Annotated in this window: 23 protein-coding genes and 1 pseudogene; 4 read left to right on the top strand and 20 right to left on the bottom strand. The window is 38.6% G+C overall.

What is annotated here, in order from left to right:
* Nucleotides 1-185: 185 nt before the first annotated feature.
* Nucleotides 186-1,604 carry an IS1182 family transposase gene (locus tag T498_RS14775; RefSeq protein ID WP_155951011.1) on the top strand — a complete coding sequence of 473 codons (1,419 nt, stop codon included), beginning with the start codon at nucleotides 186-188 and terminating at the stop codon, nucleotides 1,602-1,604.
* A 144-nt stretch (nucleotides 1,605-1,748) separates the two neighbouring features.
* Here the strand turns inward: T498_RS14775 and T498_RS14770 are convergent, their stop codons facing one another.
* From T498_RS14770 to T498_RS0103910, 4 genes are all read right to left on the bottom strand, one after another.
* Complete coding sequence (locus tag T498_RS14770; protein WP_051524575.1) at nucleotides 1,749-3,401, bottom strand: PP2C family protein-serine/threonine phosphatase; 1,653 nt, start codon at nucleotides 3,399-3,401, stop codon at nucleotides 1,749-1,751.
* Nucleotides 3,391-6,312, bottom strand: coding sequence for an MFS transporter (locus T498_RS0103920; RefSeq protein WP_028234796.1), 2,922 nt, complete (start codon nucleotides 6,310-6,312; stop codon nucleotides 3,391-3,393). Before T498_RS0103920 ends, T498_RS14770 begins: the two co-directional genes overlap by 11 nt.
* A 6-nt stretch (nucleotides 6,313-6,318) precedes the next feature.
* Nucleotides 6,319-7,452: a hypothetical protein gene (locus tag T498_RS0103915; RefSeq protein WP_028234795.1), complete on the bottom strand. Its 1,134-nt coding sequence runs from the start codon at nucleotides 7,450-7,452 to the stop codon at nucleotides 6,319-6,321.
* A 186-nt stretch (nucleotides 7,453-7,638) separates the two neighbouring features.
* Complete coding sequence (locus T498_RS0103910) at nucleotides 7,639-8,769, bottom strand: aldo/keto reductase (protein ID WP_036977742.1); 1,131 nt, start codon at nucleotides 8,767-8,769, stop codon at nucleotides 7,639-7,641.
* A 138-nt stretch (nucleotides 8,770-8,907) separates the two neighbouring features.
* On the opposite strand from T498_RS0103910, the gene T498_RS16100 reads away from it, so the two are divergent.
* Complete coding sequence (locus T498_RS16100) at nucleotides 8,908-10,407, top strand: GGDEF domain-containing protein (RefSeq protein WP_028234793.1); 1,500 nt, start codon at nucleotides 8,908-8,910, stop codon at nucleotides 10,405-10,407.
* A 30-nt stretch (nucleotides 10,408-10,437) separates the two neighbouring features.
* Nucleotides 10,438-11,070 (top strand): flavodoxin family protein, encoded by a 633-nt coding sequence (locus T498_RS0103900; protein ID WP_028234792.1) that lies wholly within the window; start codon nucleotides 10,438-10,440, stop codon nucleotides 11,068-11,070.
* Between the two features lie 26 nt (nucleotides 11,071-11,096).
* Here the strand turns inward: T498_RS0103900 and T498_RS0103895 are convergent, their stop codons facing one another.
* The 5 genes from T498_RS0103895 to dinD all read right to left on the bottom strand — a co-directional run bounded on the left by T498_RS0103895 (nucleotide 11,097) and on the right by dinD (nucleotide 13,925).
* The gene (locus T498_RS0103895; protein ID WP_028234791.1) at nucleotides 11,097-11,480 is read right to left on the bottom strand and encodes a VOC family protein; all 384 of its coding nucleotides are present in this window, start codon (nucleotides 11,478-11,480) and stop codon (nucleotides 11,097-11,099) included.
* A 206-nt stretch (nucleotides 11,481-11,686) separates the two neighbouring features.
* Nucleotides 11,687-11,815, bottom strand: coding sequence for a hypothetical protein (locus tag T498_RS17105; RefSeq protein WP_256380490.1), 129 nt, complete (start codon nucleotides 11,813-11,815; stop codon nucleotides 11,687-11,689).
* Between the two features lie 326 nt (nucleotides 11,816-12,141).
* The gene (locus tag T498_RS0103885) at nucleotides 12,142-12,777 is read right to left on the bottom strand and encodes a hypothetical protein (RefSeq protein WP_155951010.1); all 636 of its coding nucleotides are present in this window, start codon (nucleotides 12,775-12,777) and stop codon (nucleotides 12,142-12,144) included.
* Nucleotides 12,778-12,868: 91 nt separating this feature from the next.
* On the bottom strand, nucleotides 12,869-13,090 hold the full coding sequence (locus T498_RS0103880) for a hypothetical protein (protein WP_028234789.1): 222 nt from the start codon (nucleotides 13,088-13,090) through the stop codon (nucleotides 12,869-12,871).
* Entirely contained in the window at nucleotides 13,083-13,925 is an 843-nt protein-coding gene (gene dinD, locus T498_RS0103875; protein WP_028234788.1) for a DNA damage-inducible protein D, read from the bottom strand. Before dinD ends, T498_RS0103880 begins: the two co-directional genes overlap by 8 nt.
* A gap of 129 nt (nucleotides 13,926-14,054) precedes the next feature.
* Here dinD and T498_RS0103870 point away from each other — a divergent pair, with 129 nt between their 5' ends.
* Nucleotides 14,055-14,411, top strand: coding sequence for a helix-turn-helix domain-containing protein (locus tag T498_RS0103870; RefSeq protein WP_036977741.1), 357 nt, complete (start codon nucleotides 14,055-14,057; stop codon nucleotides 14,409-14,411).
* A 40-nt stretch (nucleotides 14,412-14,451) separates the two neighbouring features.
* Here the strand turns inward: T498_RS0103870 and T498_RS17215 are convergent.
* From T498_RS17215 to larE, 11 genes and pseudogenes are all read right to left on the bottom strand, one after another.
* Nucleotides 14,452-14,628 (bottom strand): annotated as a pseudogene (locus tag T498_RS17215) (recombinase family protein); the annotation flags it as partial.
* A gap of 32 nt (nucleotides 14,629-14,660) precedes the next feature.
* Nucleotides 14,661-15,122, bottom strand: coding sequence for a hypothetical protein (locus T498_RS14760; RefSeq protein ID WP_197019908.1), 462 nt, complete (start codon nucleotides 15,120-15,122; stop codon nucleotides 14,661-14,663).
* Between the two features lie 67 nt (nucleotides 15,123-15,189).
* The gene (locus T498_RS14755) at nucleotides 15,190-15,405 is read right to left on the bottom strand and encodes a hypothetical protein (protein ID WP_155951009.1); all 216 of its coding nucleotides are present in this window, start codon (nucleotides 15,403-15,405) and stop codon (nucleotides 15,190-15,192) included.
* 41 nt (nucleotides 15,406-15,446) lie between these two features.
* Nucleotides 15,447-16,838 carry a 23S rRNA (uracil(1939)-C(5))-methyltransferase RlmD gene (gene rlmD / locus T498_RS0103850; RefSeq protein ID WP_028234786.1) on the bottom strand — a complete coding sequence of 464 codons (1,392 nt, stop codon included), beginning with the start codon at nucleotides 16,836-16,838 and terminating at the stop codon, nucleotides 15,447-15,449.
* On the bottom strand, nucleotides 16,835-19,156 hold the full coding sequence (locus T498_RS0103845) for an ATP-dependent helicase (RefSeq protein ID WP_028234785.1): 2,322 nt from the start codon (nucleotides 19,154-19,156) through the stop codon (nucleotides 16,835-16,837). The genes rlmD and T498_RS0103845 overlap by 4 nt, the downstream gene beginning before the upstream one ends.
* Before the next feature lie 80 nt (nucleotides 19,157-19,236).
* Entirely contained in the window at nucleotides 19,237-19,866 is a 630-nt protein-coding gene (locus T498_RS0103840) for a DUF1836 domain-containing protein (RefSeq protein ID WP_028234784.1), read from the bottom strand.
* Between the two features lie 132 nt (nucleotides 19,867-19,998).
* The gene (locus T498_RS0103835; protein WP_028234783.1) at nucleotides 19,999-20,286 is read right to left on the bottom strand and encodes a YerC/YecD family TrpR-related protein; all 288 of its coding nucleotides are present in this window, start codon (nucleotides 20,284-20,286) and stop codon (nucleotides 19,999-20,001) included.
* Nucleotides 20,287-20,498: 212 nt separating this feature from the next.
* Nucleotides 20,499-21,509: an aspartate--ammonia ligase gene (gene asnA / locus T498_RS0103830; RefSeq protein ID WP_028234782.1), complete on the bottom strand. Its 1,011-nt coding sequence runs from the start codon at nucleotides 21,507-21,509 to the stop codon at nucleotides 20,499-20,501.
* Between the two features lie 273 nt (nucleotides 21,510-21,782).
* A complete protein-coding gene (gene asnS, locus T498_RS0103825) occupies nucleotides 21,783-23,183 on the bottom strand; it encodes an asparagine--tRNA ligase (protein ID WP_028234781.1) in 1,401 nt (466 codons plus the stop codon).
* A 237-nt stretch (nucleotides 23,184-23,420) separates the two neighbouring features.
* Nucleotides 23,421-24,143: an acetolactate decarboxylase gene (locus T498_RS0103820; RefSeq protein ID WP_028234780.1), complete on the bottom strand. Its 723-nt coding sequence runs from the start codon at nucleotides 24,141-24,143 to the stop codon at nucleotides 23,421-23,423.
* A 20-nt stretch (nucleotides 24,144-24,163) separates the two neighbouring features.
* The gene (gene larE / locus T498_RS0103815; protein ID WP_036977740.1) at nucleotides 24,164-24,973 is read right to left on the bottom strand and encodes an ATP-dependent sacrificial sulfur transferase LarE; all 810 of its coding nucleotides are present in this window, start codon (nucleotides 24,971-24,973) and stop codon (nucleotides 24,164-24,166) included.
* Nucleotides 24,974-25,559: the final 586 nt, after the last annotated feature.

Genomic DNA, 25,559 nt, shown 5'->3' with positions numbered 1-25,559 from the left:
CAGAGTGTAGACAAAGTGTCGCGGGTTTCGCCGCGACCTTTTCTTTTTAATAAGGAGGAACTGGAGTCAGCGGACTCCAGTTCTTTCATTTTTTGGATATCCAAATGATGATAAAGCCTTGATTTTTCAAGCTTTCTCTCCTCTTTTTTGGTATAATAGAATTATCAAAACAAGGGGTTAGAATAATGATTACAGAGCAAAAAGAGAAGGCTAGAAAGCAGATTGCATTTGTATGTACAGATGATTTGGTTCCTCAAGATCATCTTCTTAGAATCATTGATAAAGCTATTGATTGGTCGTTTATATATGATTTAGTCAGAGATAAATATTCTCCTGATCAGGGCCGTCCAAGTATTGACCCTGTCACTCTCATCAAAATCCCATTGATTCAATATTTATACGGAATAAAAAGCATGCGCCAAACTATAAAAGAGATTGAGGTGAATGTTGCTTTTAGATGGTTCTTAGGTCTAGAACTCTATGACAAGGTTCCTCATTTTTCGACCTTTGGAAAGAACTATTCAAGAAGATTCGAAGGTACTGATTTATTTGAGCAAATCTTTCAGCACATTTTGGAAGAATGCTATCGCTTTAAACTTGTTGACCCAACAGAAATTTTCGTGGATGCAACTCATGTAAAAGCAAGGGCTAACAATAAAAAAATGCAGCGAAGAATTGCGCAGCAGGAAGCTTTGTTTTATGAGGAGATGCTGAGAAAAGAAATATTATCAGATAGAGCTGCTCATGGTAAAAAGCCATTAAAAGATAAAGACGATGATGACCACTCATCTGGTTCGTCAGGTGGTAATGATAAGTTTGAGGATTACACTGATGATGTTCCTTTGGATGGTAAAACAATCAAGTGTAGCACTACCGATCCCGAAAGTGGATGGTTTAGAAAAGGTGAGCACAAGCATGTCTTTGCATATGGAATTGAAACAGCTTGTGATAAGAATGGGTGGATTTTAGGCTTCGATGTTAATCCTGGCAATGAGCATGACAGCAGAACTTTCAAAGGTCTGTATGATAAACTTCAGGACATTGGTATGGAAAAATGTGTTGTTGATGCAGGTTATAAAACTCCTGCCATTGCAAAGCTACTTCTTGATGATGGAGTCAAACCAGTTTTTCCATACAAGAGACCTCAGACCAAAGAAGGATTCTTCAAGAAATATGAGTATGTCTATGATGAATACAATGACTGCTATATTTGTCCTAATGACCAGATATTAAAATACAGCACTACAAACAGAGATGGTTATAAGGAATACAAAAGCTGTGGTCACATATGTGAGAAGTGTGAGTTCTTAGGACAATGTACAGCCAGCAAGAATCATGTAAAAATTGTAACTCGTCATGTCTGGGAAGAATACATGGAAACATGTGAAGACATAAGACATACCTTAGGAATGAAAGATTTATACTCTCACAGAAAAGAAACCATTGAAAGAATCTTTGGAACAGCTAAAGAGAATCATGGTTTTAGATATACACAGATGTATGGTAAGGCGCGCATGGTAATGAAGGTTGCGCTTACCTTTGCGTGTATGAATTTAAAGAAGCTAGCAAAAATACAGCAAGAATGGGATTTAGAAATGGCCTAAAGAAAGGCCTTTTTTAACAAAAATCAGAAAAGAAGCTTAGAAAAAAGGAAAGGATGCTGCAAAACTCAGTTTTGCAGCATCCTCTTTGTCTACAGTCTGAAGGCTCCCCTCATCTGGGAAGCCTAATTGATTTTGTTCTACAGATTATTTAGCAAAACTATTCACACGAAGTGCAAGCATTGTCAAATCATCAAATTGAGGTGCATCACCAACAAATACATCTACATCTTTTCTTACAGCTGGAAGCATCTCTTCAAGCGGTAATGAATAGTTTGCTTCCATAAACTGCTCTAATCTCTCCATACCGTATAGTGTATCTGAAGAATTTGTAGCTTCTGGTACGCCATCTGTGTATAGGAAAATGGTATCTCCAGGATCCATATGTAGCTCGCTTGTCACATATGATATTCCTTCCATTGTGGCTACAGGTGGCTTTTTCTTATCCGGTTTCACTACATCAATTTTGCCATCAGCTCTAATCAATAATGGATATTCATGGCCAGCATCTGTATAGTGCATATCACCGCTACGCAAGTCAAGAATTCCAAGCCAAACTGTAACAAATAAATCAGCATCATTGCCTTCAGAAAGTTGATTGTTAACATTATATAGAATAGTAGCAGGATCTAAGCAACCTTGAGCTCTATCCTTAATCAATGTTTTAGATATAGCCATAAACAAAGCAGCAGGAACGCCCTTGCCGGAAACATCTGCGACTACTAATGCCAAATGATACTCGTCGATAAGGAAGAAATCGTAGAAATCTCCACCAACTTCAAGAGCAGGATCCATACTTGCAAAAAGATCGAATTCTTCACGCTTTGGAAATGCAGGGAAGATTCTTGGAAGCATTGATGCCTGAATCTCTGTGGCTACATTTAATTCGGCACTAATCTTCTCCTTATCTTTGGTGACTGTCAGCAGCGAACTCATGTAGTTCTTCATTCCTACAAACATATCAGACATTGCTGCTGAGAGAGATTCAATCTCATCCCCTGTATGAATATCCGGATCGTTAATAACCAAATCTTCTGGAGTTTCAGCTACATGACTGCTTTCCACAAAAGCTTCCGATACTTTTTCAAGTCTGAGTACAGGATCAATAACACGATTCTTAAGCCATTTATTGACCATGTTAACTGCCTGCAAAGAAATCAAAACTATCAGGACCAGTGTTCCAATGGCATAAGTCATTAAGACTTTTGCTATTTCGTTCATCGATATATCGATTGCAAGTAAGGCAACTGATTCCCCGTTTGAATTTCGGATTGGTACCATGCCAGTATAGTCATAGCCAAACTCGGTGTGGTTAGAAAAATAAGTAATATCATCAGCATCCATGCCCTTAAGATACTGTCCTGCCACTTCTGCCGAATAACCATCTTCATTTAATTTTCCAAGTTCTACAGAATAGAACTCAAAATCTTCTTCCTTTTCTTCAGCGGTAATACCTGCCATGACATCCATGATGTTATTGGTATCATTAGCATTCAGCGGTTTGATAATATAGATGTATTCAATATCATCATAATTCTCCTTTACCTTATCAAGGAAATTCTGGGCGTATTCGTATTTTTCACTCTTCTGTTTCGTCTCTATACAATTCTCAAGATCGTCCCCGTCGATGTATTGCATGGTAAGCTGCAGTATATCACGCAGATATGCCTTGTCTTTGTTTAAAACCGTATTTACATAAGAAAATAAACCGAAAGCACCCATTAAAAGGCTTACTACCAGTACCAGTACAGTCGTACCAGTAAACAATACTCTTTTTATAGATTTCCTCTTATTTTCCATGGTTCAGTTCCTTTCCGTTCATGATGAAATGTAATAATCCCAAGCCGCTTATGCATGCTAGGAAGCCAATATTAGTGACAACTCCTACACCTAAAAGTCTTGAAAAAACGATAGGGCCGAGGGACTCACCGATATTCTCAGTAAAGTTATAGATGCCCATCGCTTTGTCCTGACCAAACTCCATAGTTGGTTTCTGCTTGAGGAAAAATGACTGATGAATCGGTTTTCCAAATGAAGCACTTATGCCCATTATAATCAGTGAAATGATAATGCCGGTCAGGTTAGGCATAGTCACAAATAATGCAACCGCAACAACATTAAATCCAATTGCCAGATAGATTGCATAATCTCCACAAGTTTTTTCTGTCTTACTAATCATGCTTGTGCCTAACAATACAGCTACTTCCGAATATAATACCAGCAATACGGAGATGACGGTTTCATTATAGCCAATGCTTTCTGCAAAAATCGGAACAAGGTAAAAAACAAAGCTGTTGAAGATTATATACGGATTCTGAATCAGTGCAAAAAATGACAGGATAGTCTTATTTAAGATAAATCCTCGCGCATTCTGCCTAGAATCTTCGATAAGCTCTTCTTCTCCATCAGTAGTTATTACATCCTCCAGTTTGCCAGCTAGGAATCCAGCAAAGAAGAATAGCGACAGCCAAGTCACTGCAACAAAAATGAATACATATCTCTGTGTAAGTGTGGTAGCCAAAAGACCACCGATGATCATACCCATGTTTATACCTGAAAGGCTTGCGGAATTATAATTATTCAAGCAGTCATCACGAACCTGTTTATCATCCAGGTAAGTCAGCATGATGTAAATCGAGTTGGAAATCAGACCAACGCCAATACCATCAAATAACAAGCCTAAAATCATTGTGAAGTAGTTAGGTATAAGCATTGCCAAGTTACCAATCATTGAGAACAGGCATGCAAACATGAAGATTTTCTTTATACCAAAACGTCTCACAAGATTTGCAGACACCAGTGACATGATACCCATAATAAAGATATTAATAGTCAAAGGTAATGACGCGATCAGTCCGGCATTGCTTCCCGCAAACAATTCACATCTTTTCAGAATATATACAGGCAGGAAGGAAGATACCATATTAAAAGCTGTAAATACCAAGAATATCAACAGCCTGATAAGGTGAATTGGAACCGCAGTAGCCACAACACCTGCCGTCTTCTTTTCATTAAATCGATTTAACAGTACAAAGAATGAAATGCCTTCACTGGTCATTACCCACAGCAACAGCATGATGATAACGATTGAAAACAGTACATCCCTCTGCATCTGCTGAATCATATCCGATACTACATAAGTATCGGCACCGACAGCCACCGCACCGATGACTTTCGAATCTGATGAATAAATCGGTATCTTTACAGACAAGTAAGTACCTGTAACATCGGCTACAGCATCATTCCAAACTTCATTACCGGTGTCATAGACTTCCTTTACTTCGCTATATTCCACCTCATCAAGCGGAAAATAAACACCTATGGATTGATCAAGATATGCAATACCATAGCCGCTTTGTTCATCATCTGACAGTTTCAGAATATTACAATATGCCGTCTTGTAGAAATCAAGATTCAGTGGAAAAGCTCTCTCCATCTTGTTGATAAGAGTATGGTAAGATTCGGAATTAAAATCAGATGCTTTTTCAATATTGCTCATATCTGTTTCATCAATGCTTTCCGAAACAATAAGGGCTGTTGCTTTCAACTGCTCCCTAATCTTTTCCATATAGGTATCACGGAAAGCATTGAGCAAAGTGGTACTAATTATGATTAAAACCACTGCTCCCACAATAACAATCGTAAATGAAGCGCTCTTAGTAGAATCAAACTTAAAGTGTGTAATGACTATAAAAAGTCTGAATAAAAACAGGATTCCAATAAGTAGCAGCAAAGCTGCACATCCTAAGAAGATGTACTGTTTTGTCAGGTCTGAGTCGGATTTTTCGATTTCTGTAAAATATGCTTCGTTTTCACCGAAACGTTTGACACCATCGGAATTGGTCACCAAAAGATCATCATTATCCGAACATACCGTAACTGTTTGCGAGTCAATCCCTTCAATCATTACATCAGTCTTTTTATTTTCGCTATCAACCTTGACTGCCTCACAACTTCTAATATCTGTAAAATAAACATTGCCATTTTTGACATCCATACAGTAAGGAATACGATAGTCTTCGTTTTCCCATTCCGTTGTATAGAGCAAAGTATGGATTGTGTTATCATATCGATTAATCTGACCGTTCTTATCCATGATGATAACCGTATCACCATCAATGACAAGATCACTTACAGCATCATAAGCATCAGTGTAAGGTATTATATATTCCTCATCGTTTCCATCCTTGATATGATGAATAACGACCGAACCGGTCTTACATTCACCATACATCAATTCTCCTTGTTTTTCCGCCAAGCCGTAAAACGAGTGTTTATTTTTGTCATAGCCTCCATAGATATTCTCAGTGACATTTTCAATATAGTTGCCATCCAGATCATATTTCATGATCAGTTCTCTGGCTAGCAACATACCATCCCACTCAGAAACAGAAAGATATAAATTCTCATCCGTTATTAAGCAGTCATCGATGTATAGAATACTGTTTCCATCATCACTTGGATCAGTGATTGAGAAACGTTCTTTACCATCTGAATCAAAGCACATTATTCTTGCATGACCATTATCAATGACATAATAAAGGCCATTGTATTCTCTCGTAATATATCCCAGTGATATCTCTCTGGTTTTTGAAAGAGCTTCACTTATCGGAAGCCTGATGTACAGACAGCTCGTCAATAGAAGACCTATTACAACCAAAAGAATGACATCAGCCGTTTTGATTTTATGTGAAAAAAAATAATTCTTCATACAATCCTACTCCAATTCAGATTTATATTTACCGTAATCCTTGTATTCCAAAGTCGTACAATAAAGTGTATTAATCCCGTCTTTGCTTAAAAGTTCTGGGAAGAGTATACAACCCATCACCACATCATTCTTGTGGTATTTACGACATTTACGATATGAATCCGTCTCATCCATGCTGTTTACTTCTATAATGTATTTTGAGCCAAAGACATAGTATGGAAGTGCCGGCATAGAAATATAGTCCTTGATTGATTCTAGTTTTGCTGTATTTGAAGTTAAGGACTTTAACACCTTGTTTCTTTCAATAAAAGGTGCTCTTTTTTCATAGTAAAGATCTATCATTTTCTGATCACGTCCATGAACCAGAGCAAATCTTGTTACCGGAAGAATCCCTTTAAGCTGCTCAATCAGTTCGATATACATATCAGTTATGTTATAGAGAATCTCTTCAAATTCTTTTAAGGTCTTTTCCCTGAGCTCATCATTTAGATAACGCACACAATATTCAAGATATTTGCGATAAGACATATCCGGTAATGACATAACCAATGATACGTGTAAGGCATTAGCAGTCGCAAAAGGGAAAAACACATGAAGATATTCCTGATAAGTTAGACCACTCTTATGATTGTGAAAGGCGATATCTTTGACATTTTCCCCGTTCTGTTCGAGAAAACCAGCCAAATCCAAATCAGTTTGCGCATACTCACCGTTCTCCTGATTGTTATATTTCTTGCCCGTAGAATAATCGAAGAGATATGATTCGCCATTCTTCATCTCAACAACAGCTGTAACTTCATGTTCTCCAAAAAGGCACGGACCTCCTTCAACACATACTGATTCAGGTTCGTTTCTTAATCCTTCATAGACCTTATCAATATCTTCCCCATAATATGGAAACATGTTCTTATGGCGGAAAACAATATATTTCAAATACGGAAGTTGTTCGCAAAGCATATCGTAACAGAGCAAATTAGCTGCATTCTTAAAACGTAAAATACCGTTACTTACATCAGGAATCTCGTAGAAATCACCAGTAGCAATCTTAAAATCCAGCATCTGCTCATTGCAATTTCGATAAACTGTTTCCTCAAGCTTTACGCCCCTGTCCTTTAATAATCCCCTTACTGTGTAGAACAATGTTTTTATCCCCCACTTATATCAAATATCCCCTAAATTTTGAGTTAATACACATTAACTCTATTAAAGTCTATCTTAATCCTGTGATTAATCTATGAAGCAATGTTGAACAGAGTGTCACAAAAAATAGCCAGCCTATTTGGATTATTTACCAAATAGACTGGCTATTTTTTAATAATTTGAATACTATTTTTCAAATGTAGCTGCCACATTCGCAAGAAGCTCTCGAATCTGCAAATGCTGTGGACAAACCTTTTCGCACTTACCACATTTTATACATTCAGAAGCTTTGCCATTATCACCGGCGCTAACCAAATCGTAGTACATACCGGAATTCCAGTCATGGAATGCCTCGTGAGCATTCATCGCTGAGAACATATCTGGAATTCGAATATTCTTTGGACAGTGATTTTCCTCGATACAGTATCTACAGCTGGTACATGGAATAAGATTTAGGTTCTTGAAGATTCCGGTAACCTGCGCTACAGCTCCCATTTCCTTTTCTGATAAAGGCTCAAAATCTGTCATGAAGCTAAGGTTATCTTCCATCTGCTCCATATTACTCATACCAGAAAGGACCATCGCCATGTTAGGGAAGCTTGCTGCAAATCTGATAGCGTAGCTTGCGTTACTCTTATCACCCAAATCTCTGAAAACCTTATCTGCTTCCTCTGGAAGATTTACAAGACTTCCACCCTTTACTGGCTCCATTACAATTACAGGCTTATTATGCTTTTCACATACTTCATAAACCTTACGGCTCTCTACCGATGCATCCTCATAATCAACATAGTTGAACTGAATCTGAACGATTTCTATTTCTGGATTTTCAGTTAAAATCATATCCAGCACTTCCGCCTTATCATGGAATGAAAGACCTACATGTTTAATCTTACCTTCTTTTTTAAGTTCAAATGCTGTCTCATAAGCATTGCACTTTTTAAACTTTTTATAGTTATCCTTATTTTGGGCGTGCATGAGGTAGAAATCAAAATAATCAACGCCACACCACTTTAACTGATTTTCAAAGAAAGGACGTATATCCTCCTGGGAATTGAAATATGGCTCAGTCAGCTTATCTACAAGTAAAAACTTGCTTCTGTCATATCTTTCTGATAAGCATTTTGCAATAGCTGTCTCAGACTTTCCATTAATATATCCATGAGCCGTATCAAAATAATTAAGCCCCGCATCTATAAACGCATCTATCATCTTGCAGAACTGCTCATGATCAACTTCTGTGCCCTTCATTGGCAATCTCATACATCCAAAGCCAAAGTTACCGTGAATCTCTGGAAAAAACTTGTTTTCTATCATTGTGTAAACCTCCCGTTATTATCTCCTTTTACTTTCCCATTATACTTCCCATAATAAGAACTTTACTATATTTTTTTCACATTTTATTCAATTTATTGGCTTAAACTAAAGCTATTATCAGAAATAAAGGAGTTCGAAATGAAAAATAAACTGGCCCTCAACTTTGATGATTTCTTAATATATAACCGCAATAAAATCAACGAGTATTTTAATATAGTGCTTTGCATTTGTTTGGCTGTAGGCCCATTTAGTGCTCTTGGCCTTTGGCTTGGAATATTCAGATATATTACTTATTTTCACTGTGCACAAGTAACTGCTACAATGCTGATTCTGTGTATAACTCATTATATTTTAATGCGCAAGTATCCAAATTCTCCTGCAGCTACTATCGTTTCCATCGTCGGTTTGGATTTGTTTTTATTACTTTTGAGCATGGCCCATTTTGGCATTTATCTTTCATGGTTTTTGGTTCCTTTGCTGAGCCTGCTATATGTAAATAAAAAAACTTTTATTTTTGCCTCAGCTTTCAACTATATAATCATGATGATTTCAGTATGGATTTCATCACCATATTACGCCTCACTTCGTTCAGACGGATTGACCGCTGGAGGCAGATTTTTAGGTGTAGCAGTAACTTACACAATTGAAAGTCTGATTCTGTTTTTTGTTGGTATTTTAATGTCTACGCTATCATCTAGTCATTTGCAAGAGCTTCATGAGCAGTTTAACAATATCAAAAATCACGAAACAGATATGCAAGAAAAAATGGAAATCCTCGATTCCATGGCTGAAATCTACGATAACGTCAACCTGATTAACTTTATAAATAGTACTGAAATGTCTCTCAGAGATGACACTCTAGTAGAGCGCCCTATAGATATGACTATTCAAGATCATACCAGAATGACTCAGAATATTAAAAAATCCATTATGCCTGACCAGATTGATAACTTTTGGAAATTCACTACTATCACGACGGTCAGAGCACGACTCACACATAAAAAGATTATCACCGATGAATTTATCGATATTGAGAAAGGCTGGTTTAGAGCTCAATACATAGCTGTCGATGCAACAGCAGATGGCATTCCAAATATAGTAATATTCACCACAAGAAATATAGATGAGGAAAAGCAGCGTGAAGAACATCTAATTCGTATTTCTATGACAGACGAATTAACCAGACTATTTAACCGTCGATGCTATGATGAAGATATCTCTATTTATAGAGAACATGGTCTTACAAATAGCTTTGTTCTATTTTCAATTGATGTAAACGGTTTAAAAAATGCTAACGATACAAAAGGTCACGCCGCAGGAGATGAACTTATTAAAGGTGCCGCAGACTGCTTAGCAGCATCTGTAGGTAGCAAAGGCAAAGCCTACAGAACTGGCGGTGATGAGTTCTTAGCTATCGTCCATACTGATACACCAGAAGAGATTCTCACCAACATAAGAAATAAAGCAAGTGAATGGCATGGCATATATGTAGATCATCTTTCAATGTCTATTGGATATGCTGCCTATAGCGATAATGAAGGTGCTTCAATAGATGACCTGGAACATATCGCTGACTCAAAAATGTACGAAGACAAAAATAAATACTACAGAGAAAATGGCATAGACCGAAGAAGGTAAATGTGATTTATTGATTCATAGGAGGCTATTATGATTATTATCAATGCTAGTCCACGTAAAGATTGTAATACTGGAATATTATTGAAAGAAGCAATGAAAGGCGCTGAATCAAAGGGCGCTACAGTTGAGTATGTAAATCTTTATGACCTTTCATTTACAGGATGTCATAGCTGCCTTGCTTGCAAAAGAAAGGGTGCTGCTAAAAATAAATGTTTTTGGCAGGATGACCTATCCCCATTAATCGATAGAATTCTCAAATCTGAATCTGTAATCATTGGCACTCCTATTTATTTTGGTACTCCTACTGCACAGTTTCATGCGCTGCTCGAAAGACTTCTATTTTGTGTGCTTTCATACGAAATCGATGGAGATGGTTCATACTACAACAAACAACTTAACGTTGGCATCATCTACACTATGAATGCGCCAAAATCATACTATGACAAAACTATGCGACATTCCCTTGCGTTCACCGAAAATATAATTAAAATGCTCCTAAAAGGAAATGTCGTTACTTATGGCGCCTGCAATACTCTTCAGGTAGATGATTACAGCAAGTATCGTATGAGCATATTTAATGAGGAATCAAAGAAAAGTCATCACGATCCCCAGTTTCCTATGGATATGCAAGAAGCGTTTAAGATGGGATGTGAGCTGGCGTAAGGGACTTTTGGAAGATTTCAGCTGATTCAAACTGTAATCTCTATCTGATTTTCCTCTACGCCAATAATACAGCTTTCATAATATCCGTCACCTGTTGTTCGAGGGCCACTAATCACTTCATATCCATCTTCTCGAAATACTCTTGTCATACGGTCAACCTCTTCAGCACTTCCAACTGAAAATGCTATATGAATATACCCTGTACGATTGACTGTCTTTGCCGAATCTTCCATGGAAGGCTTATTCATGATTTCAAGTCTTGCCCCATCATCAAAAGTGATAAAGTATGATCTGAATCCTGTTAAATCATTATGATATCCATCATTTGGCACCCCTCCGAAATACTTTACGAAGAAATCCCGGGCTCCTTCCAAATCATTCACATACATTGCAACATGTTCTATCTTCATCTGTTCCTCCACCTCTTCTACTAAACTTTGCCATTTCCTTCTCCAATCTTGAGGTGAAAAATTTTGACCTCAAGATTCTACGTTTTAACCTTTTTTCTTTTTAACCCCGTCGAATTCGACCGGTTTAAATTTTATAGTTAAAGTGTTCACTTTTGAACACTTTTTGAAGTCCCTGCAATTTTCTGCAGTTGTAAGCGATTGAAAGCTTACAAATATTCATTGTAGGCACAGAAGCCTTTCATTCTGGTCTTCTGTGCCTCTAATGAATAGCCATCTATCTGCATTGCTGTTGAGACACGAGTGTAAATATAAACCTTTGTCTTCTCCTTAGTCATAAATATCCCCTTCCTATAATAATACTAAAAACTATTGACACAAACCATTTTCGTCTTTATTATAAGAATCAAGAAATGGGTTTTTTACCGTACGTGTTAGGAACTAACAGCCAAGCGGGTTGCTCGTTTCTTTTTTTATGTTTATTATGTCGTATAAATACTTCCTGCCATCTAAATCATGTCTAATTATCAAATTTACATTAAAGACGTTATATCTTTCCACTTATAGAATTTCAACGACTCTTCAATAGCTTTCCATTTCTCTTCTGGGCTGCCAGGCTGTCTACTGTCTTCAGATTTTGGTTCATTATAACATTCGCGCTCTATTATTCCATTAGAGCATCTTTAGTAACTGTTTTTGAATAAGCAAAATCCATGTCACCATCTATAAGTACTATATCTCTGTACATATTAGGGTTAAGGAGTTTTATCACTTCAGCCTGTGAGATATAAAAACTAATCCCAGGCGCATTGCAACTCATAAGATTTACACCCACGTCTTCAACATCTTTATGTTTAATTAAATACAAAATATTCTCCAGACAGCTATGCTCTCTGTAGTCTCTCAAACCCGGATCATGACCATAATTCTTATTTGGATCATCCGCCTCATAATCATATGTTGGTATAATAAGGTCTTTGTTCTCAATTCTCAGTTCATCAAATGCATAGCCGTCATCATATACAGAAAAAAATATGCCCTGCCCAACAATAAAACTCTCACTATAAGGAGTTCCATTATTGATGTGGATATACTGTTGAATTTGAAGATTATTCTTGTCAAGGACATCAGCGTCTATTAATTTGAAAAGCTTGACTCTGCTTCGACTTATACTATCTATCAAATCTCTCTTTGAAATCAATTTTTCTTTTTCGTTCTTGATTTCCTTAACATAGTCAACATCTTCAATATATTCATTAACGCTCTGATAGCCTGCCTTCCTTGCATCATTCTCAAACATTTTTCCGGCTACCATAAACTTGAGCGAATAGATACTCTTTATCGCTTCTGTGTTATTTCGCAAAGTCTCAACGCGAGTTATCTCTATATGCTTAAGTTTTTTTCATAGCGTCTATGTCAGACGTTAAGATAGTATTAAAATCGCTTTCCAAAACCAAGGCTGGTAAATCTTTAATATGTTTAACTATTTCAGGATATTCACCTTGTAACTGTTCTATGCTTTTGTATCCAAGTGCTTTCCTGACATCCTTTGCTAATAAGTATACCTTGTCTTCAATCACTATTCTGGTTCTAAACAGACTGATTCTATTCATGAAGTTTCCCCGATTTCTTAGCAAGTTGCTTATCTTCCTTTTGTACTCTTCTTTCCAGCTTTCTAATATCCTCAGAAGGAGGAAGATTCTCCGGTTTGATTCCCCTTTGCCCCAGCATCTCTCTTACTGAACTGTTGTTGTCAACATGTTCAACCGTTATAGAAGACTCCCCTTGTAAATCCTTTTCTTCAACATTGTAATTTGTCATCTCTGTTGCAAGATTCTTGGCTGCTATTGTAAGTGTAGGCAAAAAATCCGCCAACGGCCTTGAGTCCTTGACACCAAGACGTTCTTTCATTTCTTTGGTGGTATATCCTCCAAATAAAGCCTGATCACCTTTTGAGCGTATTCTTGCGAACCCGGCATCGTCAACGCCACGCTCATAGATATTCTGAGATAATCGCTTTTCCGACTCCCTAAGCCTACCACGTGCTTCTGTTCTTTCTATATATGCAATTCGTTCTTCAATAAGCTCCTGCTTTCTTGTTTGTACCGCAAAATAACTCTGCGCGAATGCGATCTGTTCCTTTCGTGAATCTCCATTCTCAGCAATGAGATAGCAGGCATAACGAGTGAGCATATAATCATCAACTTCTCGATTACCTCCTTTACCGATTTTTATCATTTTGCTGACATCAGCAAAATGATCCGTTACAGTTATCCCATTGTTTTTACAAGAAGTCTTTGCCTTTTCTATGGTCTTCTCAAAATTTCTCCATTGAGCATACTCAAGCAGTTCCATCAACTCTCGAGCATACCAAAATTCAATGCCATTCTCTTCATGCCTGATATCATCAAATCTTTTCTTATATTGTATTATTATTTTTTTCTCCAAGTCTTTCCCCTCCTGCTACTTCCAACTTCATAATCCGTCACCTTCCTTGACATTCAAAGTCGGGGTTAATATAATATTACCAATGGTAATATTATAATGTTACCATTGGTAATTGTCAAGGAGGTTATTATGAACCATACGAATAATACTCTTATTCCTGAACGCCTCAAATCTGCAAGAGAAAGGCTTAACCTTTCCAAAGCTGAAGCTGCACGGCGGATTGGATTAACGGCTGCATCCTACGTTAGATATGAAGCAGGTGACCGCAGGCCTTCTCCACAGGTCATAATATCGATAGCGGAGAAAATGAATACATCAGTTGCCTATTTATCAGGAGAAACAGATGATATTTCCCCTGATGTAATAAACATTCATAAAAATAGTGATCCTATCTTATTTGAACTGATAAAGAACACTCAAAGCGCAGATTACACAACTTTACAACGCTTGCTTAGTTATTACCATAAGCTGACCAAAAACGATTAGTTTGTATTATCGTTTTTCTTTATCTAATTCAGTAGTATCAACCTCCGCTGGACTTGCCTGACTTTCCTGCATCCTCATATTCACCAGCAATCTCATATTCATTAAACGCACAGTAGCCTCTCATTCTAGTCTTCTGTGCCTATAATGAATAACCATCAACCTGCATTGTGGTGGAAACACAAGTGTAAATATAAACTTTTGTCTTCTCCTTTGTCATAATATCCCCTTTTCAAAATATCTCTGCTTAACCTATTGACACATCCCGATTCTGGCTTTAATATAATGGCTAAGAAATGGGTTTTTTGTCGTGTACAGCCAAGTGCTCAAGCGGGTTGCTCGTTTCTTTTTTATGTCCAAAATATCGTATAGATACAACTTTTTATCCTCTTTATTTTCTCTAAAATGTTTTCCTTGTGCAGTTGTTATTAGCTCTGGAATTCCCTGTGTAGCATTAGCTTTTGCTTTTGCATTAGTTCCTTTCAATCCCAAAGTATACTCAGAACCATTGTATTCATTAGGTAGGTCATTACCAATGTAAATCCAATCGCCTGTACTTTGAATTTGAAAAGAATCATCAATATAACTCTTCAAGTACTTTTTCACATCATCCCAATTTATAGAACGTTTTCCCTTGAATTTAATATCGTTAATTAAAACAATATCCTTCCCCCCAGAATCCTTCACAATAGTTACATTTCTATTACTCTCCACTTACCAAAAATCCTTTCTTACTATTCATGACTTGAAATTCCAAATTGGCATTTCAAGTTACACTTTTTTAGATAGCCTCCAACTCCTCAAGTTGCCTCAATGCCTTCAAATAAGCCCTCAACCTCTTGATCTGCTCCTTTTTAAGGCTGTGAATCTCAATAAGCAGCTCCTCATCCTGCTTCTTAGCTACATAATCAACAGTCGGCTGTACATAATCTTCATCTATACCGTTACCAGTAAGAAGCTGCCCCCACACCTTGGAAGCAGATAAAAAAGCTTCCAAACTTTTTCAAGTTCGGAAGCTTTTTTATGAATGCTTAATTATTATACTTTATCAATTTTTGCTACAGTCTCCACATGGTAAGTGCCTGGGAACATGTCTACACATGCTATGCGTGTTACTTTGTAGCCTCGAGCGAGGAATACCTCAAGGTCGCGGGCTAAGCTGGTAGGCTTACATGAAATGTAAACAAGTGAATCAACACCGTAATCGATAATCTTATCCAAAGCCTTTGGATGAATACCATCGCGAGGTGGGTCAAGGATGATGTAATCCGGCTTCTCTGTAATATCGTCTAATACCTTAAGTACATCTCCTGCAATGAAATCGCAGTTATCTAAACCGTTAAGCTTTGCGTTTTCTTTCGCTGCCTCGACAGCCTCTGCGATAATTTCTACACCAGTAACATGCTTAGCTGCTGGAGCAATGACCTGAGCAATTGTTCCTGTGCCAGAGTAAAGGTCGTATACTTCAGCTCCATCGGCACCTGTTGCTATGAAATCACGAGCTGTACTATAAAGCACTTCGGCGCCAAGTGAATTCGTCTGGAAGAATGAGAACGGACTGATGGTAAATGAAAGTCCAAGCAACTCTTCTTTGAACCAATCTTGACCATAAAGGATTTCTGTTCCTTCATCACAAACTACATCGGCCTCGCGATCATTCTTTGTGTGAAGAATGCCTGTAAGCTTTCCTTCCCAATCTGGGCAATCTAAAAGTGCCTGCTTCCAGTTTGATAGAAGCTCTGCCTCAAAAGTGGAATCTATCTGTGTGCTTGTAACTAAATCTACAAGTATTTCACCTGTCTTAGCCGCCTTACGAACAAGAAGATGACGAAGGTAGCCCTCGTGTGTATTCTTGCGATAGTATGACTGATTCGCATTTACGAAATAATCTAAAGTGATAGTCAAAACACGGCGCATATCAGCATCTATAATCTGGCACCCATCGACTGTAACTACGTCATAGAAGCTGCCTTTTTTATGCATCCCAAGGGAAAGTGGACCATCCTTTACCTCATCACCGAAAGAGAATTCCATTTTATTTCTATATTCAAACTGCTTTGGACTGGCTTTGATTCCTTCGTAGGTAGCAGACCATACTTTCTCTCCGATGACAGGAACCATCAGGTCATGAATCATGCCTTCCTTTATCTCAAGCTGCTTTTCATAAGAAAGCGACTGATATGTGCAGCCTCCGCATTTGCCGTAATGGACACATGCTGGTGTATCCAGCTCTAAAGGTGATGGTGCATCTACTGATAAGAGATTGCCCTGTGCCTTTTCCTTAGAGGACTTTTTTACTCTGACAGATACTGTCTGTCCTGGCAGAACACCTTTAACTCTAAGCTTATCGCCTTCAGCTGTTTCTACTATTCCTTTGTTTGGGAAGCTTACTTTTATTACTTTTCCTTGAACAACTTCTCCACGTTTCATACTTTCTTTAATTTTGCAAAGGACGCAAGCATCTTTTTAACGCCAGCACCATCGAACTCAACAGTCACCTCATAATCGCGACCTTCATCAATGATATCCTTTACTGTACCTTCCTTAAATTTGATATGGGTAACTCTATCGCCTATAGCGTACTGTAGCTCACCCTTTTCGATTTTTGTCCCATTTTTATTTGCAACGGCAGTAGTTGAGCTTCCTACCGTATATACGTTACTCTTAAATGTATCGCGTACCGAACGCTTGTTATCGCTGTAGCTTGTAGTAAGCTTTGGCTTACCACCTGTAGGACGTTGATAAACAGAATATTCTCCTATTGGAGTGCTTGAATAATCATCCGTTGGCTTTGGCTCCCAGAGATTGCCATGCATGAGATTTTTTGGTATCTCCTTAACGAATCTGGAAATCTTTGAGAACTGAGTCTCTCCTCGAATCATTCTCATTCTTGCAGATGTCATTGTAAGGTGCTCTCTAGCACGAGTAATACCTACATAACAGAGACGGCGCTCTTCTTCAAGCTCTGAATCAGCTCCACCTCCATCAAATATGGCACCCTGTCCTGGGAACAATCCATCTTCCATTCCTGCCATATATACACGAGGAAATTCAAGACCTTTGGCGCCATGTAGTGTCATTAGGACTACATAGTTATCGCTCTCCTCGTAACTATCAATATCTGCAACCAACGCAACATCCTCTAAGAAACCTGAAAGTGTTGGCTCCTCGCCATCATCCCTAGCATCCTTTTCATATGCCACAGCCTTTGTCATCAACTCGTCGATATTTTCGATACGTGCCTTTGCCTCATCTGTGCCTTCTGCTCGAAGTTCTGCAACATAATCAGTCTGATCTAAAATCTCTTCTACAAGTGCCGAAACTGACTCATTGTTAGCAATGTCTCTAAGCTTTTCAATGAGATTTGTGAAGCCTTGAATCTTTACAGCTGCCTTACCTATAGATGGGATATCGTTGGCATGGACTAAAGCTTCATAAAAGTTCAGCCCGTGCTCTCTAGCAAAATCAGAAACCTTTGCTATTGTTGTTGCACCTATTCCTCTTTTAGGGATATTGATAATACGCTGTACGGCAATATCATCACTGCCGTTATCAACAGTCTTTAAGTATGCAAGAACATCCTTGATTTCTTTACGGCTGTAGAAATTAACACCGCCGACAATCTTGTAAGGTATGCCCTCATAAATCATTTTTTCTTCTAAAAGTCGGGACTGTGCATTGGTTCGATAAAGCACTGCACAATCTCTGTAATCAGCTTCTCCTTTGCGGACTACACTGCCAATATTGCTAGCAATGTAGCTAGCCTCTTCATATGCACTATCAAACTGCTGAAACTCTATTTTGTCTCCTGCTTCTTCCTCTGTCCAAAGAGCCTTTTCTTTACGACCTTCGTTGTTAGCAATAACAGCATTAGCCGCTTCTAGAATGTTGCCAGTGCTTCGATAGTTCTGTTCTAGCTTGATTACGTGAGCCGCTGGAAAATGCTGCTCAAAATTGAGAATATTATAAATATCAGCACCACGGAACTTGTAAATAGACTGATCATCATCACCTACAACACAAAGATTCTGCGCACCGCCTATAAGCAAACGAACTAATTCAAACTGAGCTGCATTAGTATCCTGATACTCATCTACCATGATGTATTTAAACTTATCGTTGTAGTAAGAGCGAACATCACCATCTAATTTAAGCAGCTCAACAGTCTTCATGATTAGGTCATCAAAATCGAAAGCATTATTCTGGCGAAGCCTTGCCTGGTACTCCCTATAAACTGATGCCTGACGTGACATATTGTAATCGCCCATAGCTCGATTAGTAAATTCTTCTGGCCCTATAAGCTTATTCTTAGCATCTGAGATTACATTTAAGAATGTACGCTCCTTAAACTGCTTTGTGTCTATCTGAAGATATTTGCAAACTTCTTTCATCAATGTTTTGCAATCGTCTGTATCATAAATTGTGAAATTAGAGCTGTAGCCTTGGCCAAGATTCTCACAAAATCTACGTAGAATCCTAACACAGCTAGCATGGAATGTAGCAACCCATACACCATCGGAACCAAAGCCCACAATATTATCAATACGCTCACGCATCTCACGGGCAGCTTTATTGGTAAAGGTGATAGCCATGATATTGTATGGCATAACCCCTTGCTCTATTAAGTAAGCAACGCGATGTGTAAGTACTCTTGTCTTTCCAGAACCGGCACCAGCCAAAATAAGCACTGGCCCTTCTGTAGTAACTACGCCCTCCCGCTGTCTGTCATTTAAAATACTTAAATCCATAACTATAATCCTGTTCTAATTCGAAAATCTGTTCTATTATTCTATCATAGAAATAGAATTCAATCCACCTAATCTGTTTATTACTTTGGATTTTCTTCAGTACCTTTTTTGCCTTTTCCGTCTTGTTTTTCTTCTCGGCCTGCTATGAACTGCTCAATCATCATCTTTTTCACAAACACATCAAATGCCAGCTCACAAATAAATGTAAATTCCTGCAGTTCAATTCTTGATTCATCATCCTGCTCCAAAAAGGCCTGCTTGCTGATGTTGTATTTCTTGATAATATCTTTTGTTACGTCTTTTGCAACCTTGCTTTCAAAACCTACCATAGCTGAATATATATCAAAAAATCCCAACCCCTCATCTGCACCAAAGTATCTATCGTTGATAGGATCAAGAATCTTTTTAATATCCTTCATAGATAGGAAATTCTTAAGGTAATATATAAAAATCAAATTAAGCATATGATCTCTAGAGTATTTTTTCTTCTCTGGAGATGGTAATATCTGATTTTTAGTGTAATTATTTATCATTGTCTTGGTCATAGCTTTATCTTCTGTAGCTTCTCGCACAGTGCCCAGCTCCTGATCCAAGAATGTTAATACCTGATCCATATATAAATCTATATTTGGAATATCCTGCGGATGGACATAATCTATCTCTGCTAATTGATGCAATATATCATTTAGTCTATTTCTTGAATTATCCATATTTCCTCCTGATTAAAAAGAGCTTTGCTTCAAAAAAGCAGCAAAAAATGAGATGCAGTTTCAAAAACTACATCTCATATTTTATCACGTATGAAATACTATTACTAGAATTCTAAGAATTAGACTGGTATCTTACTCGCTAATTCTCTTAAGTACTAAATCATATCCATCGTTGCCATAATTAAGTGCACGATTCACACGGCTAATAGTAGCTGAGCTTGCACCAGTCTCATCAGCTATATCCTGGTACGTGCGTTCTTCACGTAGCATCTTAGCAACTTCGAAGCGCTGCTTCATAGCTACCATCTCATTTACAGTGCATAAATCTTCAAAAAATTCGTAAGCTTCTTCAACTGTTTCAAGACTAAGAATTGCTCTGAGAAGCTCATCCATTTCTGCTGTTTCAAGTTTCTTATTCATCGCAATATATACTCCTAACCCAGTGCGCCTTGGACGCACAAATTCCCTCCAACTGTTTATATATAATTTAACACATTAAAGTTTTAAAGTAAACATCTATTTAAAAAAACGCAATAAAGTAGCCCTCTGTAAAAAAGGGCTACTATTAATTGATTTCTATGAAATATGATACTAAAAACTATGACAACTGTTTTCCTGGGAAAAACAGATATCTACAATATTATAACGCCTCTATCACCTGCGTACTTAACGTCCTCTTCAGGCCAGAATGAACACTGTACCTCACCTATATGACACTTACGTAAAAAGAACATACAGATTCGGCTCTGTCCAATACCACCACCGATTGTGTATGGAAGCTTTTTCTCCAAAATTGCCTTTTGGAATTCAAGCTCTGCTCTGTCCTCACAGCCTGCTTTCTTAAGCTGGCTCATAAGGCTATCCTCATCTACTCTAATTCCCATTGAAGAAAGCTCAAGGGAAATGTCATCTACAGGATAGTAAACTATAATATCACCATTTAACTGCCAATCATCATAATCTGGTGCACGTCCATCATGCTTTTCTCCAGACTTTAACAAATCACCAATCTTCATTAAGAAGATAGCACCATATTCTTTAGCGGCTTCATACTCACGCTGGTGAGCATCAAGCTCTGGCCATCTATCCTCTAATTCTTGTGTAGTAATAAAATGAATTTCCTCAGGCAGAATACAATCAACGTAATCGTAAGCATTGGCTATATACTTCTCCGTAACTCTAAGTGCAGCGTAAACGCTCTTTACATATTTCTTAAGTGTCTCCTCGTTACGAGCAGACTTCTCTATTATACACTCCCAGTCCCATTGGTCAACATAAATCGAATGAATATTATCAGTATCTTCATCTCGACGGATAGCATTCATATCTGTATAAAGGCCTTCACCTACATTAAATTTATATCTTCCAAGAGCCATTCTCTTCCATTTTGCAAGTGAATGTACAACCTCAACTTCTTTATCACCCTGTTCCTTTACGCCAAATGCAACAGGACGCTCCACACCATTAAGATTATCGTTAAGACCTGACTTTGGCTCAACAAATAAAGGCGCTGTCACACGATGAAGATTAAGCTCTGCTGTAAGCTGTGCCTGAAAAAAATCCTTCACCTTCTTAATCGCAATCTGTGTCTCTTTCAAATCCAACGCCGAAGCGTATCCTTCCGGAATGTATATCTTACTCATATTCTCTCCTAGTCCGTAATCTACGTTTAGGCGACATCCGACTTTTCCGTGCTCCCGCAAGCCAACTCCCATTGACTTGCAACAGAAACTCCCCGCCGGCGTGGGTCCCCTCTGTTGCAAGCCATGGGGCCCTCTTGCTCGCGCCTGCCTAGGTTATGTTGTCGCCTGGTTAATTTAGTTGAGTCGGTAGCTATCAAGCTCTGAGTATTGCTCAAGCGAAGCTTTCTATGCGTAGCGAAGCAATATCTCAGGCTTGAGAGCGTAACCGACGGGTTACAAGTCGCAGTTACCTACTGTACGTGGGAATGGGATGACGTCGCGGATGTTGCCCATGCCTGTGAGGTACATTACGCAGCGCTCGAAGCCGAGTCCGAAGCCGGCGTGACGAGAGCTACCGTATTTACGAAGGTCAAGGTAGAACTGGTAGTCTTCTTCCTTGAGGCCGCATTCCTGCATTCTCTTAACGAGTACGTCGTAGTCATCCTCACGCTGTGAGCCTCCGATGATTTCTCCGATGCCTGGAACGAGGCAGTCCATAGCTGCTACAGTCTTGCCGTCATCGTTGAGTTTCATGTAGAATGCCTTGATTTCCTTTGGATAATCTGTAACAAATACAGGCTTGCCAAAGATTTTTTCTGTGAGGTATCTCTCGTGCTCTGTCTGAAGGTCGCAGCCCCATGATACCTTGTAATCAAATTCATCGTTGTGCTTTTCAAGTTCTGCAACTGCATCTGTGTATGTGATGCGACCGAAATCAGAAGTTGCAACGTGATGTAATCTATCTAAAAGTCCCTTGTCGATGAAGTTGTTGAAGAATGCCATCTCTTCTGGTGCATGCTCAAGAACGTAGTTGATAACATACTTTAACATATCCTCTGCAAGAATCATGTCGTCCTCAAGGTCTGCAAATGAAATCTCTGGCTCAATCATCCAGAACTCTGCTGCATGACGAGTTGTGTTAGAGTTTTCAGCACGGAATGTAGGTCCAAATGTGTAGATGTTCTTGAATGCCTGGGCGTATGTCTCACCATTTAACTGACCTGAAACTGTAAGGTTTGTAGCGTGGCCAAAGAAATCCTGTGAGAAATCAACCTTGCCGTCTTCTGTCTTAGGGATGTTGTTAAGATCCATTGTTGTAACCTGGAACATCTCACCTGCACCCTCGCAGTCACTTCCTGTGATAAGTGGAGTGTGTACATATACGAAATCACGCTCCTGGAAGAACTTGTGAATAGCATATGCGCAAAGAGAACGAACTCTAAATACTGCCTGGAATGTGTTTGTACGTGGACGAAGATGTGTCTGTGTACGAAGGTATTCCATTGTGTGTCTCTTTGGCTGAATTGGATAATCTGGTGTAGATTTTCCTTCGATTTCAACCTTTGTAGCCTGAATCTCAAATGGCTGCTTTGCCTCTGGTGTAAGAGTAACGATACCTGTTACGTATACTGCTGCACCTACGTTTAAGTGACAAACTTCATCGAAGTTGTCAATTTTATCCTGATTGAATACTACCTGTACAGGATTGAAAAATGTACCATCTGCAAGTACTAAAAATCCAAATGTCTTTGAGTCGCGCATGTTGCGCACCCATCCAGAAACTGTAACTTCTTTGTCTCCATAGTCTTTGAAGTTTCTAGAAAGAGTTCTTATGTCTGTTGTTTTAACACTCATATCTTTTCTCCTTAAAGTGACAATAAACAAGCCCCATCAAACTACCGCTTGATGAGGCTTACTAATTCTAACTATTTGAAACAACCATTAATCTCATCAACGCAATAAAATTAAATCCCCTGATTATTATTCACGGAATTATTATTATTGTTATTGAGATTATTAAGCATAGATGTAAATGCCATGATTGTCTCCTTACTTTATTTGAGTAAAGTATAATTATTTATGTATGTCCTGTCAAGTGCCTTTTCCCTGCTCTACTGATTTTAATTCCTCCTTTGATGCCTGCTTCAAGGCAAAGGTATCAAAAACAGGTTCATCCGGCAGCTTTAATTCAAGTGAATTTATTTTGGATATACATCCTTTTCCTGAATTCATAACTATATTAAACACATGTCCACCATGCTTTTTATCATCTGATAGAAAATGCAAATGCCAGCCTGCGGCATTTATTCCATCCATATAATCCGGAAAATATACGCATACAAGGGTACCGGCCACTTTTTCAAACTTAAACGCTCTTTGGGTTTTACCAAGTATTGTTTTCAAATCAACATGAACAGATTTGTAACCGGATTCTGACCTGGCATCTACCAGCTCGAATTTACCATCTATACGAGCTATGTGCATACTGTTCAAACCAAAATGAGCATCAATGATATTATTTAATTCTGTCTTTAAATCATCTATGTTATTTATCTGCCCAAATTCTATAGGTGTGCTTTCTTCCATTACACAGACAGTTGAGAAAGGAACGCCCCTATCCGGTTCTGCAGTGACAACATCCCCCTTTTCCATAGCTCTGTAGCATGTACCATCTAAAACAATCATTTCTCCATCCACATCTGTGAATGTTCCAATTCCAATATCCCCATGCTTAAGCAACTCTGATACCGGTATAACAGCTCTAGAATACCCTAGCATCAACGCCTGCAGCGTCGAAACCTGAAACATTTTCATTTTGCCCCCCGCCTTTCATATTAAAGTATTTTTTCGTTCATGCTTCCCATTCGATATCCCCTTAAATCCAGTGAGATATATGTGAAGCCAAAGGATTTCAGCTTATCGTATATACGAAGTCTCAATTCTTCCTCCAGCATACGCCCCATTTCCTCTGGCAGCAGTTCGATTCTTGCCAAATCATCACCATGGATGCGAACTCTAAACTGAGTGAAGCCTTCATCCATAAGAAGCTGCTCTGCTTCCTCTACCATTTTCAGCTTTTCTTTAGTGATAGTCTCACCATAGGCAAATCTGCTGGCAAGACATGCAAAGGATGGTTTTGATGCTGTAGGCAATCCATGTTTCCTTGAAAGCTCACGTATCTCTGCCTTAGTGAACCCCACTTCTCTAAGAGGACTCTTTACTTTTAATTCTGCTATGGCTCTAAGTCCTGGTCTATAATCCCCATTGTCGTCCAGATTAGAGCCCTCTGCAACATAGTCTATTTCCTGTTCTTCGGCAAGCTTCAATAACCTTGAAAAGATTTCCTTTTTACATAGATAACAACGCTCAGGTGGATTATCTACAAAACCATCTATTTCAGATTCATCCACGCTCACTATAAAGTGTTTGACTCCAAGTCTACTACAGAATTCCTTCGCCTCCGACAACTCCCTTGCCGGAACCCAGCATGCAGCTGCAGTCACGGCAATAACCTTATCCCCCAGTGCCTCGTGAGCAGCATAAAGCAAAAATGTAGAATCCACTCCACTAGAAAAAGCAATGGCTACGCTGCCAAGCCCCCTAAAATACTCTTTAAGTGCATCGTACTTTTCATCCAACGTCATACTACACCTACTCCTTTTGCCTATCTAATTAGTAGGATAATAGCAAATATAGCCTCCAAAATCAATCGCGCCCGCCTGCCGCCCACAGCTATTTTTTCAGCCCGCCTCACGCATGCCCCCACCGGCCCTGCAAACATGGTGTATTGCATGAATATTGCGTTTTTCTAATGGACCATTTATACATCTTTATTTACATGTGTCTTTTGCAGGCCTGTACAATTTGAAAAAATGTATGTCTAAGGGCGAACACTAGGTGTTTTTAGCGGATATATTTTAAAGAATTTTTGCAGATAACTTGGGCGATTTTGGAATGCGCTTAGAAAAATAGAAACAGGTTTTGCAATATATAGGTATGCGCCGACACGGACGTCGGCGCAAGTGCGCAAGCAACAGGACGTTGCATGGAGCACGGTACCTATATATGCAAAACCTGTTTCGTTATTTTTCTTAGCAAATGTAATATGAGCCCAAGTTACTGCAAAGATTTTTAAAATATATTTGTAGTTAAAAGGTGTTCGCCCTAGCCACACATTTTTTCAAATAGTGCATTCCGCAACAAGACACATGCGCGATGTATAAATTTGGT

Source organism: Pseudobutyrivibrio sp. MD2005 (assembly GCF_000621865.1).
GTDB lineage: Bacteria > Bacillota > Clostridia > Lachnospirales > Lachnospiraceae > Pseudobutyrivibrio.
Note: the sequence above shows the minus strand (reverse complement) of the source record. Positions and strands in the feature narration are given on the sequence as shown.

Excerpts from the sequence above, each read along its gene's own strand:
- T498_RS14770 (WP_051524575.1), bottom strand. The coding sequence starts at position 3,401 with ATGGAAAATAAGAGGAAATCTATAAAAAGAGTATTGTTTACTGGTACG.
- T498_RS0103895 (WP_028234791.1), bottom strand. The coding sequence starts at position 11,480 with ATGAAGATAGAACATGTTGCAATGTATGTGAATGATTTGGAAGGAGCC.
- T498_RS0103870 (WP_036977741.1), top strand. The coding sequence starts at position 14,055 with ATGAACCATACGAATAATACTCTTATTCCTGAACGCCTCAAATCTGCA.
- asnA (WP_028234782.1), bottom strand. The coding sequence starts at position 21,509 with ATGAGTAAGATATACATTCCGGAAGGATACGCTTCGGCGTTGGATTTG.
- T498_RS0103880 (WP_028234789.1), bottom strand. The coding sequence starts at position 13,090 with ATGAATAGAATCAGTCTGTTTAGAACCAGAATAGTGATTGAAGACAAG.
- T498_RS17105 (WP_256380490.1), bottom strand. The coding sequence starts at position 11,815 with ATGACTAAGGAGAAGACAAAGGTTTATATTTACACTCGTGTCTCAACA.
- asnS (WP_028234781.1), bottom strand. The coding sequence starts at position 23,183 with ATGAGTGTTAAAACAACAGACATAAGAACTCTTTCTAGAAACTTCAAA.
- T498_RS0103920 (WP_028234796.1), bottom strand. The coding sequence starts at position 6,312 with ATGAAGAATTATTTTTTTTCACATAAAATCAAAACGGCTGATGTCATT.
- T498_RS0103845 (WP_028234785.1), bottom strand. The coding sequence starts at position 19,156 with ATGGATTTAAGTATTTTAAATGACAGACAGCGGGAGGGCGTAGTTACT.
- T498_RS0103820 (WP_028234780.1), bottom strand. The coding sequence starts at position 24,143 with ATGAAAATGTTTCAGGTTTCGACGCTGCAGGCGTTGATGCTAGGGTAT.
- T498_RS0103900 (WP_028234792.1), top strand. The coding sequence starts at position 10,438 with ATGATTATTATCAATGCTAGTCCACGTAAAGATTGTAATACTGGAATA.
- T498_RS0103885 (WP_155951010.1), bottom strand. The coding sequence starts at position 12,777 with ATGTTTGAGAATGATGCAAGGAAGGCAGGCTATCAGAGCGTTAATGAA.
- T498_RS0103835 (WP_028234783.1), bottom strand. The coding sequence starts at position 20,286 with ATGAATAAGAAACTTGAAACAGCAGAAATGGATGAGCTTCTCAGAGCA.
- larE (WP_036977740.1), bottom strand. The coding sequence starts at position 24,973 with ATGACGTTGGATGAAAAGTACGATGCACTTAAAGAGTATTTTAGGGGG.
- T498_RS16100 (WP_028234793.1), top strand. The coding sequence starts at position 8,908 with ATGAAAAATAAACTGGCCCTCAACTTTGATGATTTCTTAATATATAAC.
- T498_RS14775 (WP_155951011.1), top strand. The coding sequence starts at position 186 with ATGATTACAGAGCAAAAAGAGAAGGCTAGAAAGCAGATTGCATTTGTA.
- T498_RS0103910 (WP_036977742.1), bottom strand. The coding sequence starts at position 8,769 with ATGATAGAAAACAAGTTTTTTCCAGAGATTCACGGTAACTTTGGCTTT.
- rlmD (WP_028234786.1), bottom strand. The coding sequence starts at position 16,838 with ATGAAACGTGGAGAAGTTGTTCAAGGAAAAGTAATAAAAGTAAGCTTC.
- T498_RS0103840 (WP_028234784.1), bottom strand. The coding sequence starts at position 19,866 with ATGGATAATTCAAGAAATAGACTAAATGATATATTGCATCAATTAGCA.